This window comes from Microcoleus sp. Pol1C5 (genome assembly GCF_036701115.1).
GTDB lineage: Bacteria > Cyanobacteriota > Cyanobacteriia > Cyanobacteriales > Microcoleaceae > Microcoleus.
On record NZ_JAUBQE010000048.1, the window covers coordinates 29,133 to 49,836 of the forward strand.

Annotated in this window: 18 protein-coding genes and 1 pseudogene; 9 read left to right on the top strand and 10 right to left on the bottom strand. The window is 45.0% G+C overall.

The features are described 5' to 3' along the window. The first annotated feature begins 548 nt into the window (after window positions 1-548). Window positions 549-1,529, top strand: a complete 981-nt coding sequence (locus QUA23_RS23495) for an aspartate carbamoyltransferase catalytic subunit (RefSeq protein WP_333037021.1) — start codon at window positions 549-551, stop codon at window positions 1,527-1,529. Between the two features lie 137 nt (window positions 1,530-1,666). Here the strand turns inward: QUA23_RS23495 and QUA23_RS23500 are convergent, their stop codons facing one another. Continuing rightward, window positions 1,667-2,065 (bottom strand): SH3 domain-containing protein, encoded by a 399-nt coding sequence (locus tag QUA23_RS23500; RefSeq protein ID WP_333078472.1) that lies wholly within the window; start codon window positions 2,063-2,065, stop codon window positions 1,667-1,669. 636 nt (window positions 2,066-2,701) lie between these two features. Between QUA23_RS23500 and QUA23_RS23505 the strand changes: the two genes are divergently transcribed. The 3 genes from QUA23_RS23505 (at window position 2,702) to QUA23_RS23515 (ending at window position 4,720) form a co-directional block, all read left to right on the top strand. Next, complete coding sequence (locus tag QUA23_RS23505; protein WP_333078506.1) at window positions 2,702-3,193, top strand: molybdenum cofactor biosynthesis protein MoaE; 492 nt, start codon at window positions 2,702-2,704, stop codon at window positions 3,191-3,193. Between the two features lie 122 nt (window positions 3,194-3,315). Continuing rightward, window positions 3,316-3,975: a sigma-70 family RNA polymerase sigma factor gene (locus tag QUA23_RS23510; protein ID WP_006631278.1), complete on the top strand. Its 660-nt coding sequence runs from the start codon at window positions 3,316-3,318 to the stop codon at window positions 3,973-3,975. A 139-nt stretch (window positions 3,976-4,114) separates the two neighbouring features. Beyond that, a complete protein-coding gene (locus QUA23_RS23515; protein ID WP_333078470.1) occupies window positions 4,115-4,720 on the top strand; it encodes a zf-HC2 domain-containing protein in 606 nt (201 codons plus the stop codon). Between the two features lie 203 nt (window positions 4,721-4,923). Here the strand turns inward: QUA23_RS23515 and QUA23_RS23520 are convergent. After that, window positions 4,924-6,422 (bottom strand): annotated as a pseudogene (locus QUA23_RS23520) (IS5 family transposase). A gap of 142 nt (window positions 6,423-6,564) precedes the next feature. Beyond that, complete coding sequence (locus tag QUA23_RS23525; protein WP_333078468.1) at window positions 6,565-8,979, bottom strand: NACHT domain-containing NTPase; 2,415 nt, start codon at window positions 8,977-8,979, stop codon at window positions 6,565-6,567. Window positions 8,980-9,521: 542 nt separating this feature from the next. On the opposite strand from QUA23_RS23525, the gene QUA23_RS23530 reads away from it, so the two are divergent. After that, entirely contained in the window at window positions 9,522-9,788 is a 267-nt protein-coding gene (locus tag QUA23_RS23530; protein WP_333078466.1) for an ATP-binding protein, read from the top strand. A gap of 54 nt (window positions 9,789-9,842) precedes the next feature. Then, window positions 9,843-10,562 (top strand): response regulator transcription factor, encoded by a 720-nt coding sequence (locus tag QUA23_RS23535; protein WP_333078465.1) that lies wholly within the window; start codon window positions 9,843-9,845, stop codon window positions 10,560-10,562. 20 nt (window positions 10,563-10,582) lie between these two features. On the opposite strand, the gene QUA23_RS23540 is transcribed toward QUA23_RS23535, so the two are convergent. Next, window positions 10,583-10,987 carry a gamma-glutamylcyclotransferase gene (locus QUA23_RS23540; protein ID WP_333078464.1) on the bottom strand — a complete coding sequence of 135 codons (405 nt, stop codon included), beginning with the start codon at window positions 10,985-10,987 and terminating at the stop codon, window positions 10,583-10,585. 120 nt (window positions 10,988-11,107) lie between these two features. Between QUA23_RS23540 and QUA23_RS23545 the strand changes: the two genes are divergently transcribed. Beyond that, window positions 11,108-11,707, top strand: coding sequence for a glyoxalase-like domain protein (locus tag QUA23_RS23545; protein ID WP_333078463.1), 600 nt, complete (start codon window positions 11,108-11,110; stop codon window positions 11,705-11,707). Between the two features lie 182 nt (window positions 11,708-11,889). After that, window positions 11,890-12,705 (top strand): phytanoyl-CoA dioxygenase family protein, encoded by an 816-nt coding sequence (locus tag QUA23_RS23550; RefSeq protein WP_333078462.1) that lies wholly within the window; start codon window positions 11,890-11,892, stop codon window positions 12,703-12,705. Between the two features lie 110 nt (window positions 12,706-12,815). On the opposite strand, the gene QUA23_RS23555 is transcribed toward QUA23_RS23550, so the two are convergent. The 3 genes from QUA23_RS23555 to QUA23_RS23565 form a co-directional block, all read right to left on the bottom strand. After that, window positions 12,816-14,087, bottom strand: coding sequence for a bifunctional sterol desaturase/short chain dehydrogenase (locus QUA23_RS23555; protein WP_333078461.1), 1,272 nt, complete (start codon window positions 14,085-14,087; stop codon window positions 12,816-12,818). Between the two features lie 73 nt (window positions 14,088-14,160). Continuing rightward, window positions 14,161-14,784, bottom strand: coding sequence for a restriction endonuclease subunit R (locus tag QUA23_RS23560; RefSeq protein ID WP_333078460.1), 624 nt, complete (start codon window positions 14,782-14,784; stop codon window positions 14,161-14,163). Between the two features lie 108 nt (window positions 14,785-14,892). Further along, the gene (locus QUA23_RS23565) at window positions 14,893-15,792 is read right to left on the bottom strand and encodes a polysaccharide deacetylase family protein (RefSeq protein WP_333078459.1); all 900 of its coding nucleotides are present in this window, start codon (window positions 15,790-15,792) and stop codon (window positions 14,893-14,895) included. Window positions 15,793-15,894: 102 nt separating this feature from the next. Here QUA23_RS23565 and QUA23_RS23570 point away from each other — a divergent pair, with 102 nt between their 5' ends. Next, entirely contained in the window at window positions 15,895-16,599 is a 705-nt protein-coding gene (locus QUA23_RS23570) for a Uma2 family endonuclease (RefSeq protein WP_333078458.1), read from the top strand. Between the two features lie 38 nt (window positions 16,600-16,637). On the opposite strand, the gene QUA23_RS23575 is transcribed toward QUA23_RS23570, so the two are convergent. The 3 genes from QUA23_RS23575 to QUA23_RS23585 form a co-directional block, all read right to left on the bottom strand. After that, window positions 16,638-18,281 (bottom strand): family 10 glycosylhydrolase, encoded by a 1,644-nt coding sequence (locus QUA23_RS23575; protein WP_333078457.1) that lies wholly within the window; start codon window positions 18,279-18,281, stop codon window positions 16,638-16,640. 472 nt (window positions 18,282-18,753) lie between these two features. Continuing rightward, window positions 18,754-19,152 (bottom strand): photosystem II protein Psb27, encoded by a 399-nt coding sequence (gene psb27 / locus QUA23_RS23580; protein WP_333078456.1) that lies wholly within the window; start codon window positions 19,150-19,152, stop codon window positions 18,754-18,756. A 147-nt stretch (window positions 19,153-19,299) separates the two neighbouring features. Then, window positions 19,300-20,553 (bottom strand): DNA replication/repair protein RecF, encoded by a 1,254-nt coding sequence (locus QUA23_RS23585; protein WP_333078505.1) that lies wholly within the window; start codon window positions 20,551-20,553, stop codon window positions 19,300-19,302. Window positions 20,554-20,704: the final 151 nt, after the last annotated feature.

Below are 20,704 nucleotides of genomic sequence, written 5' to 3' on the forward strand. Positions count from 1 at the left end.
TACGTGTAGATTTTTGTCGGGAAGCTACATATTCAACTTGTATCTTAACAGAGTTCGTTTTGACAAGGGCCTATAAGCAGGACTGAAGAGTCAAGACCGACTTCAAAGAATTAATCATCTTTAAAATGTCCCGCTATATGCTGTCGATTGACAGTGGAAGGTTGGCCGCCTCGATTGTTTCCACATAGTGGTAGATGCAAGGGCTGCGTTCGGGTTGTTCTTGACAAGGCTGAGTTTGCGTAGGAGAAACTGCAACTACTGCTCTTTCGCTGCTAAAGCGTAATTTCCGCTTTCCTGCGGGTAAACCACACCTGTTTCACCTTCGACGCTGGGTTCGCTGTGAGAGTGGGGTCTGAGCTACATAAACTGATTATAACTCTACTCACCGCAAAAGCGATCAAAAATTGTTGGATACTGTTGATCGCCACCCCTAAATGTCGATCGAACATTCAAAGGCGACTGCTGAGCGGGCGTACCAGCAAGTTCCAAACCCATCATCCGTCCTGATTGAGTCAATCTAAAATCTAAAATCTAAAATCTAAAATTGTATGACTTGGACAAGGCGACACATTCTCACTCTGGCTGATTTTACCTCGGACGAATACGATACGGTGCTGCAAACTGCAGCCAGTTTTCGGGAGGTGCTCGGCCGCCGCACGAAGAAAGTGCCGGCCCTGCAGGGTCAAGTGGTCGCGAATTTATTTTTTGAACCTTCTACCCGGACTCGCAATAGTTTTGAGTTGGCGGCGAAGCGGCTGTCAGCGGATACGCTGAATTTTACCCCCGGAAGTTCTTCTCTAACGAAGGGGGAGACTATTCTGGATACGGCTAAGACTTATCTGGCGATGGGAACGGATTTGATGGTAATCCGGCACGAACAAGCTGGAGTTCCCAGCACGATTGCTTCGGAAATGGATCGCTTGGGTTCGAGAGTCAGCGTTCTCAATGCAGGAGACGGCCAGCACGAACACCCATCGCAAGGTTTGCTAGACTTATTTACTATTTGTGCTCTGTTAGATACCGAACGTCCGCGGCTGGAACTTTTAGCGGGCAAAAAAATTGCTGTGGTGGGGGATATCTTGCATTCGCGGGTTGCTAGGTCTAATATTTGGAGTTTAACGGCTTCTGGGGCAGAGGTTCATTTGGCCGGGCCGCCGACTTTGCTACCGCTGTTGTTTGCTGAGTGTGGCGATGGTAGGGAAGGCAAGTTATTTTTGCATTGGCAGCTTGAACCTGCTTTGGCCGATGCTGATTTTGTGATGACTTTGCGGCTGCAAAAGGAACGGATGAGCGACCATTTGCTGCCGAGTTTACGAGAATACCATTCTTTGTACGGGATTACGCGCGATCGACTCAAACTCTGCAAGCCGGATGTGAAGGTGTTGCACCCTGGCCCGGTTAACCGCGGCGTGGAAATTAGTTCGGATTTGATGGACGATGCCCAGTTTAGCCTGATATCTCAGCAAGTTACCAGCGGCGTGGCGGTGCGGATGGCATTACTTTATCTAATCGGCGGCGGTAAGGTTTAGGCTGTTAGTTGTTAGTCATGAATTTCGGATATTCCATGATTTTCAGGATCGATCGCGTCTTTACAATAATCGTTACCCGGTCATACCGGGTAACGATTAAAACTCTTTCTAGAAATGTAAAGTGTTCTAGTTAAGAGTTAGGAGAGCCAGGACGCAGACACCCAGCCACCACCTTTCAGTTGGGCCCAGCCGTGTTTGTAACGACCGGTCAATTTTACGTGGTCTCCATAATATAACTTGCCGATTACATGAGAACAGCTATCGGGGCGGTTGCGGATATTCAGTCTGCCGCCATTCGTGACAACTTTGGCGTAGCTGTGATGGCCGTGATGGCTTTTCTTGCCGCAGCGGGAGTAGCAAGCAGCCTGGGCTTCGCCACCGACACTCAGAACAGATAAGGCTACTGCCATACCTGCAACGCCTATCCATGCAGAATTAGGAATTTTCAAGCCCAGTTGGTCTAACGACTTGACCTGGAGTTCGGACTCTGGAGATTCATAAGCAACAAAAGAGTGGCTCAATGCTAGTGCTTCCATAGTTTCCTCGTGATTGTTGTTAACCTTTCTTGGTGCAGACTCAGGTCAAAACCTCAATTAACAGCCCAAATTATTAACTTATGTTTCATAAAAGCTACAAAAGGGCGTTAAGGTCTTGCTTATGCCGAGTATTGGCTAATGTTCCTGAACCCTGCACAGGTATATCATGTCATTGATGTAGCTTTCCGGAACAAAAAAATAAATAAAGTTTACATCGGCTGCTAAAAATTTTGCCGACGCGGATCAGAACTCTGGGCAGAATTAAACTTAACTGTGTCATTAAAAAGGGAACGAAGTTATCGATTGGGGTTTTGAATTGCTTGTACTGAGTTGCGAATGACACTACTTATTTTGGTGCTTATTTATTGAATTGCTACAGCAATATAGGCAGTTAATTTGATCGAACAAGCATCCCGCTCGTCTTCAAGCACAATCTTAATTTGCTTCGGGCCAGTCATAGTGTAGCCGATCGCACTGGTGCAGAAGTTCGGGGCGATGGCGTCGGACCCTTGCCCGTGCTACGAGATTGGTCTAAAAATTAGTCTCCCTGTCTCCCCGACAAGAATGCAAGACAAATCCATCGCGACTTGATTTGTGTCAAGATCAATTAACTTATCCAGCACCACTTCTTTGGCAATGAACTCTAGCGCTGCACTTTCGATCGGGACAATTCCTCAACGCCATGAATCAGACAGCTTCGCCATTACCTTAGCGCCGTTGTCTGTAGAGGAAATATATGCTTTGGCAGATGACCCTGCGAACGGAGCCGTGGTAATAATGAGCGGTACAGTCCGCAACCAAACTGACGGTCAAGCTGTAGTTTCCCTAGAATATCAAGCCTACGAACCGATGGCCGTGCGAGTATTCCAGCAAATCGCTACGGAAATCCGCCGCCAGTGGGTCGATGTCAATCGGGTCGCCATTCACCACCGCGTCGGACACTTGCAGGTGGGCGAAATCAGCGTACTGGTGGCTGTTGGCTGTCCCCACCGGGGGGAGGCATTTGCAGCTTGCCAGTACGCCATAGATACGCTCAAACACAATGTACCGATTTGGAAAAAGGAACATTGGGCTGACGGTTCTAGTAGTTGGGTTAGTATTGGAGCGTGCGAGGTAGTCGGGCATTAGTAAGCAGTCAGCAGTCATTGAGTGTCTGATGACTCAAGCCGATGGCAGTTTCCGAGTGCGGGAACCAATCGGGATCTGCTAGCGTCAAAAAGTGTGGAATGTTCGATGAGCCAATTCCACCGATGAGCGACTTTATTTCCGTGTCCTGGTCTGCGGTTGTGGCGACCGTTCAAAGAGTGCAATTGCCAGCCGAAAAACTCTCTAATTATGACTTGGTGTTGCGTTGTCAGGAAGGAAATCGACCTGAGAGCACGGCCTTTTCAGAACTGTTGAAGCGGTATCAGTCCCACGTAGACAGGGTACTCTATCATTTGGCCCCTGACTGGCAAGACCGAGCAGACTTGGCTCAGGAAGTGTGGATTCGGGTCTACCGCAATATTAACCGTTTGCAAGAGCCTGTTAAATTTCGGGGCTGGCTGAGCCGCATCGCCACTAATTTGTTTTACGATGAGTTGCGGAAGCGCAAGCGGGTGCGAACTCCGCTGTCGCTGGACGTACCCCGTGCTCTGGAAGATGGCGAGGTAGATTGGGAAATTCCGGCGGACAGTCCGGGGCCTGATGAAGATTTGACGACTAGAGAATTTTACGACCAGTTGCGGGTGGCGATCGCAGATTTGCCTGAAGTATTCCGCACGACAATTGTTTTAAGAGAAATAGAAGGTTTAGCCTATGAGGAAATAGCCGAAATGACCGGAGTTTCTCTGGGAACTGTCAAGTCGAGAATTGCTAGAGCTCGCCAAAGATTGCAGTTGGAATTGCAAAAATATCTCGATGGTAATTAGCGATAGTGCTTTTAGAGGTCGATCAAGAAGATTTGGTCATGTTTGCTGTCATATCAAAACTTCTCTTTTAAAATATAAATAAGCAGTAAATCATTCTAATAGCCAGGGCATCCTTCCCCAATAAAAGCAACTTTGAAATATGAATTATCACTTTGAATCGGATAAAAATCAGCATCAGCAAGGTATCGGGGATTCACTCGCTGAAAATCAAGCTAACAACAATTATCCCCAGGGGAATGTAACTACTATGATGCGCGATCGCTTTGAATTGCTGAGTGCTTACCTCGACGGCGAAGTGACGGCTGCAGAACGTCGGCAAGTGGAGGAGTGGCTGACAAATGACCCCACTACGAAGCGTTTGTACTCGCGACTGCTGATGATGCAGCAGAGTTTTCAGTCAATGCCGGTGCCTGCTTCGGAACAATCTGCACAGGAGTTGGCGGCGAAGGTTTTGCAGCGGGTGGAACGCAAGCCGAAACGAACTTGGATTTTGGGTGGAGGTGCGATCGCAGCTTTGTTGATTGCGGTGGTGTCTGGTGTCGGTGGCGGCCGCCAATTGTTTGCTCCCGAGTTTGCTCGATCTCCCATTCCTGCTGAATCTGACGGTTTGATGGTGGCTTTGAACGAGCCTCTGATGGAGATTGTTAATCCCAACGATTTGATGCTTGGGGTGAATGCACCGATAATGGATATTCCCAAAGTTGGTGTAGCAAGCCCTCAAAAGTCATTGCCAAAGGCGCAATAGGATTTCTGTTTTGAGCATAAATGAAGTTGCTAAGCTCCCTAAAAAAGGGGGCTTTTGCGGTTTTTCCCAGTTTTTCAAGTGGATATATCCTTTGACACTTTCCTGGCTTTGAATGACGTATTGTGGGGCGATCGCATCTTAATATCGAAGTAGGGTTTGCTGAATAATCGATCGCAAACTAAGAACAGGAGCTCACGATATATTCAAGCAGACTTAAATATAAGTTTTTTCTGTAGCGAGTCCCCCCATTTATAATTGGGGATTATCTTCAACCCAAAAACAGGTGTTCTTTTTCCAAATAGACATAAAAACACACAAAAAACCCGACGCCACCAGGTAGCAAGGTTCATGACCAAAAAAGTAATTGCAATAACTGTACCAGATGTATTATCAAGTTTTGCCATCACAAGGGTTCAGACCGAATCTTCGTTTACGCAAGTCCCAAATTTGCCCTCTATCGCATTTCTAATCCTCTCATCTTCTAAGGCTTGCTTCTTTTTTGATTTACTCACATTTGCTGGGGGTCTTCCTAGGGGTGACCCACTGATTCTAATTCCTTTTTCTTTGCACCATGCTCGGTTTTCCCTTGTACGGTAAATCCGATCTGCATGAACGGACTCTGGATAATACCCTGTGAATCTATAATAAGCTTCTACTTGTGCTTTTAAGTCCCCCGATTCGTTAAAATTATCCCAGCTCATCCGGTCTAAAAACACATATCCTTCAAAACAACTGGCTGATAGTTTGGCTCCAAACTCTACACTTTTTCCGGCTTTTCCTCGCACTATGGGACGAATATGGGGTTGACTTAAACTTACTATTCTATCCTCAATACTCTGTTTATTTTTGTCAAATAACCACTGTTGTTGGCGAAGGACTTCTGTGAGAACTAGCAAGGTTTTATATTGCTTTTTATTCAAAGCTTCTAGGGTCGCGCCTAAATTGATTAGCTGTTCAATATGAGCTAGATTTCTTTTGATGTACTGAAGTTGTTTTTTAATTGCCTGTCTTCTTTTGTTGCGGGTAGGTCGTCTTTGTTTGGCTACTGCTAAGTAGTCTTTTCTGGCATTATTACGGTAGGTTCTGGGTTTTTTATGTTTTTTTTCTTTGATTTGTTTATACAGGATGTCTATGATTTTTTCTGTATGAACTCGGGCTTTATTTAATAGTCCTAAGTCCGTCGGATAACTAATATCGGCTGGGGCGCAGGTTGCATCTACGATCAACTTACCGCGATTGGGTGACTTATTTTTGGCGTCCGAATCCTTTTTTTTTTTTCGGGTTTAATTGGCGTGATTTCTCGCATTTTTTCAACCATGCGTTCGTTCACTTTATTAATTAGGTTTGGACTAATTCGTTGCCGAAAATGTACTAATAGTGATGGGTCAAATGGTAGTTCATTACTGTAGCTTGATAGACCGATAAAGTATTGCAGATAGGGGTTTTCCCGGATCTGTTCGACGGTTTCGCGATCGCTAATTCCTAATTTTTCTTTAATAATTAATGCCCCCAATGCCATCCTAAACGATTTAGCTGGTGCACCCTTGTCTGCGGGGAAGTTGGCCGCATATTCTGATTCAAATTCCGACCACGGGATTATTTTGGCCATTTTTACCCAACGGTTGAGGGCTGACAATTTAGATCCATTGGCTAGTTCAAAGTCTAAGGGTGGGAGGGGAGCAAACTCAGCTTTTCTGTACACGATCGCAGGTGGTGATGCACGGGTTTTGACCTATTCTACCTATTTATCTTGCACTTTACTCTCGATCGCACGCTCTCTTAACCCAGCCCACGTAATATGCGCTCGATATATTCAGCAAGCCCTAAGTAGGTAGCTAGTGGAATTAGAGCGGGCGATCGCACTTGTCATCGGTTTTTTGCAGATTTGCGATCGGCAACAGCAATGTCTCCTCAATTTCCTGCCGCACAGTAGGAGATACATTACAACCGCTATTGAGGCAATCTACCAGCAATTTATTAGCATCATAATAATTCCTCAGCAATGACTTCTGCTGTTCGTTAAATTGCCAATTGTGACCCATATCGCGATACAAAATCATCATTTGTCTTAATCGCTTATCCCCAGCCTGACCGTTATCTTGCCACCATTTTGCAAATATCTCTTTGTCACTTTTTGGATCGGGTAGTTGTTCCAGAAGTTTTTGTATCGCTTGCCTTTGTTCAGGCTTAAGGGCAGGTACAAGGTCGCAGTCAAGAACAAGGTCAAGGGTAGGGACAAGGGTACGTTCAAGGGTAAGGCTGATGTAACCAAGGGTAGGCTCAAGCGCATCCTTAAGGACAGTATTCAGGGCAAGGTCAAGAGCACCTTCAAGTGCAAGGTTAAGAACCTGTTCCAGAGCTTGTCCCACAACTTTTTTCAGATAAGGGTCAAGAGAAAGGGCAAAGCCGCAGTCAAGGAGGGGATATTCAAGGGTAAAGTAAAATGCTCTAACTGCCGCAGGTTTGTAGGGAAAATCAACAGAAAGGGATTTTTTGTTGACCCATATTAGACACTGCTGCAACTGCTCATCATCAGCGACGAGTGCATCAACTTGCTGTTTCATTAACAGCAATAAGTCATCAGCTTTTCGCAACATCCCAACCGCCAAGAAAAAGACTTCTCGCCAACGCTTCTGGGTGATGTGGCTGACCAGTTTTTGTAAAGCGTGTGGAGCGCAATTGTTAACAATTTGTCTAGCAGTGAAATACTCTTGAAAGGTTAGATGAGAAAACGAATAAATCCCTCTTGCCCTCTCCACTAATAACCCATGTTGTGCCTCGATAGCCTTCAGCACAACCTCACTATCCATTTCCAACTGAATGCGGTCAGTTTTGTCATCCCGTAAGTTAGCCAGATAATCCGCAATCAATTCCTGAGCTGTATTTTTTTCAAAAAAGTAATCGCCCCGCTCAAAAGTAATAGCTGCCACAAAAGCAAGTAAGTATTTTTTGTGGCACAAATTCAAATCGCGATAAACTTCATCTCGTTGAATACCTCTACTTTCATCCCATTTTCTGAGCATAATTTCCATTCCTTCTTCATACAACTTGGCTCGGTTGGATGGGAAATTTGCTTTTGCTTGGAATACTAAACAAGTCAGATTCAACAAGATAGGGGTTACTGCAAGTTCTCGGATTTGCTGATTGTTTTTCAGTTTTAGCTGCTCTATAAATTGAGATGCTAAAGCTTTTCCTGCCTCCACATTATGGGAAAATGCCACAAACCAATTGAGCGCAAAGGCTGCGATTTGCTTGCAATTAAAGTCGGCTACCTCAACACAGGTAAAAGCTTCGTCGTGAAATCTGTACTTAGAAGCGGCAATTCGACAGGTAATAATAAACTGATTTTTGTAATACTTTTGGACAAACTGACAAATCTGTCTGACGACTGCATCGCTATCTGATTCTGGCACTTCATCTAAGCCGTCCAATAGAATCAAACCTCTGCCTTGACTGAGGGCGAATTCAGTTTGCGATCGCGCCTCAACTCCGCAACTGGCAAATTCGTCGCTGATATATTCTAATAAGTCAAAATTAGTGATTTCAGCAAAGTTTTTAAGAGAGATAAAAATCGGTATTTTGTGTGCTTCAAATTTGGCGCGATCGCATTGAATGGCGATGTGTTTCAAAAAAGTAGTTTTACCGGAACCAGGTTTGCCGAGTACCATCAATTTAGAGTGAGATTTTACCGCATCCAATCCTGATACTCGTTTCTGGCGTACTTTACCTAAACCTAAGCGGTTAAAGTTATCCGCATCTGGATTGAAGTCTCTCAGTAAGTCGCTAATTTCTCCCGGCTGCCAACTGGTAATTTCCTCCAAAATGTTGACTTCAACGTAGAGGTTGCTGACATCAACGGGCTGTGCAATATCTAACAGTTGCATTTTGCTGTAAAGCTGTTGGATTTTGCTGTGGCATTTTTGCCGGATCTCTTCCACTACCGAATCAATGTCTAAATTCGATGGCTGCGTATTTTCTGGTGGAGGACGATCGACAATTTCTTCCCAATTCAACTGCAAAACCGTGCAGAAAGCCTTGAAAGCATTGGCTTTAATGGGTTCTTGTCCTCGTAAGAAACGCCTCCAAGTTGGCAGCGACAGACCATCGGCATAAGGGCCTGCCTCTGTCCAAGTTCGATCGGGTTCTAATTTTTCACTAGCTTCTACTAACCATTTGGGGTCTTTTATTGTCGAGCCACTTTCTCTTCTCGCTTGCTTAATTTTTACTAATCCCTCCTCAGAGGCTTTGAGGGTCGTCATTATATAATTTACTTCTCTAATTGTCAATGTCAATTTTAGATCAGTTTAGCGATCGCAAACTGAGTTTGTCAAGACCCCAGCAACAAAGAGAAAATGATCCTGACAACAACTGCAGGGCATACGGGAAAAGTCAGGCATAAATCAGGCAAAATTAACCCTTCAGAATGCCATTCTGTTGTGTCTCTAAAAATTACCTATTAAATAATGAGAAAGGATAGCAACATGAGAAATAGTATAAATGACATTCCTTCCCGTGGAATAGGCATAAAACTTATTAGCAAAATTGCCGATAAGCTAAGCTATACACGCACTTCTGACGAGCGAAACTGTCTATTAATTGTGAAATGTTTTCATCCAGGTATAATAACACCCCAACCTCCGCCTCAATCTGGTTATTTAAAGCGGGTACTTGAATTGTGGAATGCCTTTATTTTGGGGTGGCAAAAGCAACCAAATTACCAATCTTGTCAAACTTATAACCAGCCAATTAAAACAATTCACCTTCAACTCAATACTGACCTCAAGAGTGTTGTTCAAGTTTTATGGTGGGTCGAGCAGTTAGAGTATCTACCATTCCCGAAGCAGTTTTGCAGCAGTGCAAACTTGCTACGATAGAAGGGTTTACAAATGCTGTTCGCCACGCTCATAAAAATCTGCCCTTGGAAACTCCGATCAACCTTGAAATAACCGTATTTAACGAACGCCTAGAAGTCAAAATTTGGGATATGGGAGAGCCTTTTGACCTCCAAGCTAAGTTAATTGAAGAATTACCAGTTATTTGGAGCGAGCTGGGGTTTATCCTTGACTAAAGCTGTTCTGTAATTCCCAGCTTTAAATTGACAACAAAAAGAAACTTTTTTGTTATGACTACTGATACTACTCCCAAGATTCTCGTGGTGGATGATGACGCTTCCATCCGCACTCTAGTTCATCGTTTTTTAACTCAGAAATATCATGTAGATTCGGCAGCAGATGGCGATACGGCTTTAGAATTGTTTGAGAAATTAAAGCCACTGCTAGTAGTTCTCGACTGGAACTTGCCGGATACTACAGGCTATCACCTCTGCCAGGAAATGCAGCGCCGTACAAATGTTTTTGTGATCATGCTCAGCAGTCGCACAGACGAAGCTGATAAAATTAAAGTCCTGTCCGCCGGTGCTGATGACTATATCTGTAAACCCTTTGGTTTGGCAGAGTTGGCAATTCGTATAGAAGTTGTGTTGAGACGGATGAGGCCTGTGACTCCATCACGTATTGTATTCGATCAATTCGCGATCGATTCAGCACGTCGGGAAGCAACACTCAACGATCGCATTATCAAGTTAACAGCCTTGGAATTTAATATCCTGTATTTTTTGGCAAGTCATTCCGGTCAATCTTGGAGTCGCCAACAGCTAATTGAAAAAATTTGGGGGTGGAACTGCAACGACACAGGAGAAGAGAAAGTTGTTAGCGTACATATCGGTCAGATTCGCAAGAAAATGATTGAAGTTGATGCTACTGGATCGCAGTTTATTAAAACTATTCGGGGTTACGGTTACAGGTTCGAGCCGCCTTCGCCCACTGCAATGGCACTTTCCTAAGCTCATCGGCATTAACCACCTTATTTGGTGAAAAACCGATTTTCCCACCTGCCGTCGGGCAGCCAGATGCCTCCTAGGGAACGAACGCGATCGGGTAACATGAAGTAAGCCCAAGCCGTGCCTAAAGGTTTGAGGTGTCGATCGAAGATTTCGATTTCCTGTCGCTGATATTCGTTTTGTGTCGGTTCCCGCAGCGGATGATAGTCTTCCAATCGGTCTAAATCGTCCAAAATAGCAGAGTTTGCGAAACAGAGGAGAAAACCGCAGACTGTGCCATCTCCGGCCATCATCGCAGGATAGCCGATCGGCAGCGCAAAAAGTTGACCGCGGGCGATCGCGGGGCAAGCATCCACAACTTTTCCTTCGCAGTAGCGGAGGTAGTTGCACTCCCCCGGTTTGAGTGTGCCGTATACAAAGACTTTCATCGGGTAGGGCTTAACCGCTAGTTTTTGCTAACATAGATGGCTAAGCTAATAGTTTAAGTCTCGCGGGCGATCGCGACTGCAATCTTGATAAATTTCGTTGTTTACCCTTTCTTATAATTCATGACTCTAGCAGTTAGTTTTATTGCTTTTGGACTTCGGCCTTTGTACTTGAGCTCTTTTTTGCCGTCCCTGCCCCTGGACAGCTTGTTTTCGACTCAAGGGATTATGGTGATGCTGCTGGCCGCCTATGCGGGGGCGATGTGGATGTTTCTCACCAGTGCTCCGAAGGTACACACGGTCATGGTATCGGATCTCGGACAAGCGAGGGAGTTCTATGAAGGTATGCTAAACCTGCCAGTAGCAGAAGTGCCGCTGCACTACTACTACAATTACGAGCAAACTTTGGGGACAACTGGTATCGATCCGCTGTATTTGTCGCCGAATGTCGGGAGGGCAACAAGCTCTCAAACGATGGGGAGTCCCGAGGGTTTGTGGTATCAGTTGATGAAAAATACCCAACTGCACATTATTAGCGGCGCCGGTGTAGGGGAAAAAAATCGCCCGCGTCACGTTTGTTTCGATCGCGAATGTTTGGATCAGCTATTGATGAGGGTACAAACTCGCGGAATTAGTTATAAAATTCGCCGCGAAAAGCCGCTGAATTTTTTGGTCAAGGATTACGACGGTCGCGTGATTGAAATGGCTGAGGTTAGTAATTAAGCTGACAGGCAAAAAAATTTAGATATAAAAATCCGGTTTCTTGGAGAAACCGGATTTCTAAAGTTACAATTTTGCCAGCCATTTTTGCTATGACTGCTTCGTCTCTGTTGCAAATTAACTAAATTTTTAATTTGTACCAAACATTGTTTAAAACGGAGAAATTGATTCAAGAGGTAAAGTAGATGGGACAGACAAAATTAATCGATCAGTTTAATCAAGATGGATATGTTAAGTTTCGGGTTTTTTTTTCCGAAGCCGAGATGAGAACACTGATCGAGGATATTAAAGAAGCCGATCCGAAGCACATTGACAATAATCTGAATAAAGGAAGCTTAACTTTTCACAGTCAGCTATTCCAATACAGTGAAAAAATCCAAAACTTCATCTCTCAACCCCGACTGGTGGAACTGCTTACACAATTCATTGGTCCAAATTTCTGGGTGCGGTGGGATCAGGCAGTAGCCAAAGGACCGGGAGCAGAAACCTTTCCTTGGCATCAGGACAATGGCTACAGCAACCTTAAGGATAATCACTACCAACTGTGGATTGCACTTACCAGAATGACCCCCGAAAATGGTGGGCTGTGGTTACAACCGGGCAGTAACAAAAAACGGCTGCCGCACAAATTTGAAGGTAACTATGCTGTGTATGATGGAACTCCTGACAGTCCACTCTTCATTGAAGCAGAAGCGGGGGATCTTGTTTTGTTTTCCTCGCTGACACTTCACAGTACCACACCTAATGTTTCGCAGGAAACTCGCTGGGCTTATGTGATTGAATATATGTCCCTCAATCACGTCGATCCTTCTATCAAACCACCCTATTTTGTGGTTGCCCGTAACGGTAAGTCCCAGCCAGAGTTTGTTAATCTTCATACAGGTTTCCTGAACCCCTGGAATCATTTGAAATACCTTGGTTATCGCTGGGATCTCAATCAACTGTTGCCAAGCAGGCTGAAACTACTTCTAAAGAGAGCAGAGTTGCTAGGAAAGAAGTAATACCAATTATCACTGTACGTTCACTAGGTGAAGCCAGAATGTACTGCGTAAGTCATGCGTACTTCACCTAGAACCCTAGAAGCATTAGGTTGATTTAACGGGATTGGATATTACTTAGTTCTTACTTCAATGTCCGATCGCTCTAATTCTATATCTGCCAAAGAGACTGGTTTCCGGCTGAAGATTTGGAAGTAGAGAGAAACAAAAAACTCTTTAACTGGAAAAACGATAAAAGTCAAAGGATTAATTGTCACGATGATATTGCGCGCATCGGCTTTAGCTTGTTTGACAATTTGCTGTGCTACCCAATCTGGCGACATAATGCCGATCGGGTTTAAGTTGCTTTTAAACGGCCCTAAAATCAGTTTGCGAACGATGCAGGGCGCGTCTAGCCGCCGCAGGGTGACTAAATCTCCCAGGGCGCGTTTGCTGAGTTCGTACAGGGGACTGACAGCGGGAATTACTTCTGCTTCGGAAGTGTTGATCCAGACTTCTTTGCAAGCGATGTTTTCGTTAGTGCGGACTGTTAAGAAAAAGAGTTCCATCAGCCGCCACGCGGAAAAAGTGTTAATTTCGTAGGAGTTTGCGATCGCCTCTCCTGTTCTTTCTCCGTGTACATTAATTCCGTGATTGATGACGAGAATATCAATTTTTTCTAAAAATAGGGCTAAGTCTGCCTCTTGGCCAGCTTGCCAAGTTACGGTTTTTATAGGTAAACTTTCGCCGTCTAAATTTAAAGTAATTTCCTCATTTCCAGAGGTGAGGGCGATCGCTTTTGCACCAGCTTTGTGCAGGTGTTTGAGAAGCGAACGACCTAAAGTTCCCGATGCACCGGTGACGGCTACAGTTTTGCCTTTGAGAGAAAGTGCTGTACCCATAAGTTTATCTATTAAGGTGAAAGTACCGCAATAGTAAGCATTTTGATTGTCGAAGTGATGCCGCCAGTGATAAGGTTTATTAACTAACCACTTGCCAGGGGGAGTCAAGAAGTCTCCCGGTTGGTGGGTGATGTCGGTTAATTCGTCTGCGCCTTTGATGCCGCACCCGCGGGCGATCGCGCTCAACAAAAAGCCTAAAGTATAAATACAACCCGCTGCTACGCCCCAGTGATATTCCGGCAGCCCAAAATAAGCTACAACCCACAGCAACAAGCCCAAAACCATCATCGCCGCAGCTTCGGGCACGTCGTGACGCCAGTGTGCTTGCTTGTAAATTGTCTCGCTGACGGGGGTCAAATTCGGGCGGAAAACGCGGTGATGCCAGGTGTGCAGCTTTTGCAGGGGTGTCCAATAATGGGACACGACGTGATAAAAGTCTCGTATTATTTCTGCCCAGCAGACAGAAGCTATTGCCACAGCGCCGACTATCCAGTAATTTACCATGCTCGCACCAGTTTGAAATTTGAGATATTAGATATTGTCTGCTTTGAAAGATAACTCAAAATGGCTTTTATTGCTAGTCGGGAAGTTGACTCAGGCGTTTTAAAATCTGCAAAACCCGGTACAATTCATTGCCGGGATTGGAAATAACAAATTCAGCCGATCGCGCATACTGGGGAGTTTCCCCTCTAACTAACTTGACAAAATTGAAGTTAGCACCTGTGGCAATCATGCCAAAAGTAGGAGATTCTGGGTTAAGATCTGCCAGCATATATGTCAGGAGTTGGGCAAGTGCTTCGTCAGTTGAAAACGAAAGTTGTTTGGATTCAATTACTGTCACCCACAAGTTTGCTTTCATATTTAGGATATCTATTGTGCCTTCGATGATTCTGCCTTCGTCTTCCTGTTGAATGGATATCGAGTTTTCGGCTTTGACTGGAAAAGGGAACTCATACAGACCGGCAATAAATAAAATAGGGCTGATGATTGTTAGCTTGACTGGATTTTCCAATACAGGCGGATTGTCTACCAAGTTGAAGTATATGTCTTGGACGCGATCGAGCAATTGTTTTTCTGAGTCTGTTACTTCGGGCAATTTTTCTTGCCATTCTTGGAAAAATTCACTGTTACGAACTCGCTGCAAGCCGAAGTTATCGATTAGATAGCGGAGGTTGATATCTATTGCTTGAAGTTTTTGCATTATGATATTAATAAAGGTTTTTATAGTTATTAATAATAAGTTTAGCAGAATTTTGATTGTTGACCGCAGATGAAATGCAGATAAAGCAGATTTGGCCCAGATGTCTGTTCATTGGGATTTGCGATCGGCAATTCGCTGTTTTTGCGTGGCTTGCATTTCCAGCAATTGCGGCACGGTTACAAAACGATATCCCTGCTGTTTGAGTTTGGGAATAATTACAGATAGTGCCTCGACTGTTTGCTGGCGATTGCCGCCGCCGTCGTGCAACAATACGATCGCCCCCGATGTCGCTTGAGATAGCACGCTACGGGCGATCGCAGCCGCCGGAGGTTGCAGAAAGTCTTTAGGGTCGATCGACCACATCACCACTACATAATTCTTCTTTTGAGCGTAAACTGCTAAACCGTTATTTAAGCGGCCGCCGGGGGGGCGAAACAAGAAACTTTTTGCCCCACTCGATCGATAAATATGAACACCAGTATTATCTATTTCATCCGAGGCTGTTTTTTCGGTAACATTGTGAGAATAGTGATGCCAAGTATGGTTGCCGATCGCATTTCCCGCTTGCACAACTCTTTTCGCAATTTCTGGATACTCCCGCAAATTTGCACCCAAGCAGAAAAATGTGCCCACAACTTGATGTTTCTGCAAAATTTCTAATATTTTCAAAGTTTCAGGCGAAGGGCCATCGTCAAATGTCAGGGCGATAACTTTTGAGTTGTTAATACTGGCTTTATAAACAATTTGGCTGCGAAATTGCGCGGGCGGTGCGAATATTAAAGGCTGTTCTGGAGGTTTGGGAGAGGGAGTTGCGGGGGGAGAAGGGGATATTTTTAGTTTTCGGGGTTTCAGCAGGTTTGGTGGGGGATTTTCGACGGGTGCGATTTGTTGGGCGAGCGAATTTGAGTTTGCAGTTTGTCCCGTTTCAGAAATAAGGGAAATTATGGCGATCGATCCGATTAAGAACAAGATTTTTAGCGCCCATTGACTGGCCAATTTGGTACTCATTTGCCACAGCATTTATTTCTGATAATATAACTCTGGCTTACAGCTATGCCGAAAATTAGATAAAATCGCAAGATACCGATGTATAACAACAGGAGAAAAGCCATGATTGCTCCCGCAAATCTTAGCTGCATCAGCATCCCTCCTTTGGAAAATGGCGATTTGCTAACCCGTGCCGAATTCGAGCGACGCTATACAGCCATGCCGGGACTCAAAAAAGCAGAATTGCTCGAAGGAATTGTTTATATTGCTTCACCCTTACCCTTTGATCCCCACGCCGAACCCCATGCTCGCCTGATGACTTGTCTTGGCTTCTATGCTGCTTTTACCAAACATACTCGGCTCTGCGATAAGCCCACCGTGCGTCTCGACGTGGATAACGAACCCCAGCCCTATGCTGTACTGCTAATTGATTCCCGACGCGGCGGTGCAACTAGCCTCAGTGATGACGGCTACATTGTAGGCGCGCCGGAATTTGTTACCGAAATTGCTGCTAGTACCGCTACGATCGATCTGCGGGACAAAAAGCGAGTTTACCGCCGCAGCATGGTGAGAGAATATCTCGTTTGGCAAGTAATCGATCGCCGGATTGATTGGTTTTCCTTGCAGGAAGAAGAATATATTTCTCTGCTACCCGATGCAGAAAAAATTATCCGCAGCCGAGTTTTTCCGGGGTTGTGGCTGGCTGTTTCAGCACTCTTAGACGGGGATATGCCAAGTGCGATCGCAACTCTTCAAGTCGGCTTAAACAGTGACGCACATCAAGAGTTTGTCCAACAGTTAGCTGCTTTCCCAAATCCCGTTTTGTAGAGACGCTACAAATCGCATCTCTACAACAACTAATCCCCCTACAACCGGCAAGTTTGCCGCGCCCTTTCATCCTCCGGTTCTTGCCACCCAAAAGCAAAATGACTCACCGCATTAATTTGCGGAGTCGCCGAGCGAATTGCCGCCATTTGAATCTCCAAAGACGGTCGATTTTTCAGAGGTTTTCCCCAATCTCCAGCAATAGCAGGAATAATTTTTGCTCCCGCAGGCGCTAAACTTACTGTCCGCTGCACCTGTGGCACAATGCAGCTTACATCCCCGCAATTTCCGTAAGACATGGCGTGGAATTCTACAGTAGCCGGAAATGTGTCCCAAGGCTGCAATCTCGAATCATATCCCCCTTGATTTATCGCTTGATTTGCAGTGGGAAAAAAGACTGCTCCTACAGGAATTCCCATCCTTTGAGCTGGTTGAATTGCTACCCCCAAAAAATCTAAAATCCCTTGGACTGCGTGAGCAACGCTTAGTTTCCACAAATCTTTTTGCAGAATGCCGGTATCGGGAAGCCGAGGTGTCGGTTTTGGTGTGGGAGTTGCAGGGTTTGGCCTGTTAGTGGCGGGAGTTGTTGAGGCTGTTCTTGATGCGGCATTCTCCCTTCTAGAAGGTGGAGTTGCTACTGACATCACCTGCGGAATTCGGCCCTGCCAAAGAGGTTCTCGCTCAGTTGGATACTGTTTGACTACTGCTTGAACATCATTAGTATTGATAAATCCTCTAGTCAAATATCGCTGAATTAAATCTCGCCCTTGCTGATTGCTAGCCCGCTGCAAAAGAACTTGCTGCGATGCTGGGCCGTAAATCCACAAGTCTTGAACTTTGGTAGCAACTGAAGCGGGTCCGATGCCCCGTAGATAGCGAATGTAGTCGAACAACATTCCTTGGGGCTTGCGCTTGACTATTTGATTTACTAACAAAGTATAGTCTTGCCGTGCTTGTGGGTTGTACGGATCGATAAAGGCTTGATTGCCCGGAACTTCTCCGAAGTCCTCGTTAATTGCTGCGCCTTCACTTACTGTTAAACTTGTCTGATTTTTACCGTTGATAGCGAGGGTTTGCTGTCTGTCGGGACGCTGAGCATAGCTATAGCCAAAGTTCATGGTAAATAACCACGCATAAACTTTTAAACCTCGCTGTTTGCCTTTGGCGATCGCCTTTTCTAACAAATCGTATTTCTCGTAACCGCGATTTCTCAAAACAGAAGGCCAAGCCGTAGGATTGTCTGCGACTGGTAGCAGCACTTGACCATCATAAAATACTTCAACATAGACTTGGTTGTAGCCTTTATTCACAACTTTGTCTAATACTCGATCGATTTCTCCGGGTCTGACATCGCAGGGATACAAACGCAGCCAAACTGCTTGGGTTTCGGGCCAAGTTTTTTGGCGGCATTCTGCTATTTCCCGCGCGTGTTTGTTCAGAACAGCAAAATATGCTTGCTGAGATTCCCGTTTTCCCGAGAGCGCGGCGCGGCGCAAGTCTTCTTTTTGATTGACTTGTTCTTGGGATAATTGGCAATAGGCTAATGTTTGGGCAAAAGCTGGTTGATTTCCGATAAACGGCCAAACAAGCTGGCTGATGAAGCTACTGGTTAAAACAGCAGTTACCGCACTGAAAAAGCGTCGCTGGTGTTGAAAATTCGCGATGCGAGTTGGTGCAATTTTCATGGGAGATTTGAATGGGGTTTTCTAGTTTAAATTGGGTGGCGATCGCAAAAATGCGATCGCGCTCAACAAGCAGCTACAAATTTTCTACTTTTTTCCGTTGACTTAGTTATGGCACAAGTCGATCGCACAATGCAAATTCTATCTGGCGGCTATTTAAATTCAATAAGGGCATCGGGTAAGATAAGACTCGGCAATTAAACCGCTGCTATGTTATACAAACTTTCCTCTGCCTAACTGTTGGCGCGCAGGCACGCGCCTTCGCGGACTCAAAAATAAAGGGGGTAAAAAGCCCGGATTTGATATCATATCCAGTTCAATTTTTCAGTATTTTTTCCATAAATGCTGCATAAAAAAGCGCCTGGTACACTGGGCGCTAAAAGCAGTTGATATTTCTACTAAAAATTGTTAAGACTCAAATATCAAGGATGAAAGATGAATTATTAAAATTTATCCTTGATCCTAAATTTTGAGATTAAGCTCCTCTGTTAAGAGCAGCTTCAATCTGCTGAAATTCTGACTCAAGGCGCTTTTTCAATTTTTCAGGAACGGGACGGTTTGGATAGGAACTGTAATGTCCTGCCAAAGAGTTTAATGCCGTCCGCATTGTCGTGAAAGAAGCCAGCTTGGTAAGAGCGGGATCGCGGCGGTAGGCAGCAAAAAAATCGTTGATACTTGTGCGAGCCTGGGCTTGAGCGGCTGCTTTTTCCGGCGTGCCCTCTGGCAAAGTGAGCGCTGTTCTCAAGCTGTTCACTAATGCTAATGTGTCTTGGCCATAATCTCCACTCAGAGTGGCCGGAACATTGGTACAGCCAGCTACGCCGATTACAACAACTAATACCAGGGCTAACAGACGGGAAATGTAATGCTTCATAAGGGTTAGAAAAATGGAAGCGAAAGCGGCAATCAAAATTAACCTTTATCCTATCTCGAATAGAGCTAATAATGCCAAATTTTCATTTTTTTTGTACCTTTACCATGAAAAAGAAAATTTGTCAATCTAAAATCTAAAATCTAAAATCTAAAATCGATTGATTTGTCCAGCAACGACGGAGAGAATTTGGGTTTGTCGCAGCCACTGAGCATCAAAAGCGCCTAGGTGAGTTGTAGTAATCAGAGTTTGAAATCGTTCTTGAATTGTTTCTAAAAGTTGATTTTGGCGGCTCAGATCGAGTTCTGCAAGTACGTCGTCGAGCAATAGTAAAGGCGCTTCGCCGACGACTTCTTCAATAAGCTGCAATTCGGCTAATTTTAATGCTAATACCAGAGTTCGCTGCTGACCTTGGGATGCGTATTGACGAGCTGGGGTATTGTTAATTGTAAATGTAATGTCGTCGCGGTGGGGGCCCACTAAAGTGGTTCCTTGAAACTGTTCTGCGATCGCCCTTTTTTGAATTTTCTCTAAAAATGCTTGTCGCACTCCTTCGAGATTATCTTTAGCGATTAATTCCGCCCCTACTTCAATATTAGCATCGTATTTCACATCTAAAACTTCTGCTGAACCGCTAATTGAACGGTGCCAATTTCGAGCTAAAGGCATCAATCGCTCCAATATTCGATCGCGCCTGCGGATGACGCGAGCTCCCGCTGTCGCCAACTGCGCGTCCCACAAAGCTAATTCCGACCGGGGAATTGGGAATTGGGAATTGGGAATTGGAAATTGGGAATTGGGGATGGGTAAGTCTTCTGTATTTTCCGGTTCGGGACTTTCGGGTGTCATAAATCGCATCTTGTCAAAACTGTCGGAAAATTCCGCTTTGCGGATTTCTTTAGAACGTTTCAACAGAGCGTTTCTCTGGCGCAAAATTTGGTTGTACTGGTGCAAAATGTGAGCGTAAATCGGTTCTAATTGGATGACTAGGCGATCGATCCAATTGCGCCTTCCTTCGGGTCCGCCGCGCACTAAGTCCAAATCCAAACAAGAAAATTGCACTACATTTAAGACGCTCAAAAAGTCTAAATGGCGGCGCAGCGGTTCACCGTTGATCTTCAGTGTTCGACGCGCCCCAGAGCGAAGAGTTAAAGCTAAGTCGATCGCTCCGGTTTGGCGTTCGAGTGTAGCATCAATTTGCCCGATCGGCTTTGAGTCGAGTATTAAATCGCGATCGCGCCCTACCCTGTGGCTTTTTAAGGTAGAAAGCAACTCTACCGCTTCTAACAAGTTAGATTTTCCTTGCGCGTTATTTCCTACTAAAATAGTTTTGGGAGCGTCAAACGCTACCTTTTGATCGAAGTAGTTCCGAAACTGCCGTAGGTGCAGCGTTTTCAAATACATAATATTAGTAAGTGGTAATCGATAATTGGTAATTGGTAATACAGTCATCGTAGGGCGCACCTTACGGGTTGGTAACCGCGAGCCTTGGGTCTGGCGGTTTTCGCCCAGCGTTACGCTCGCAATGACATTATAACGAAGTAATAAATGTTTA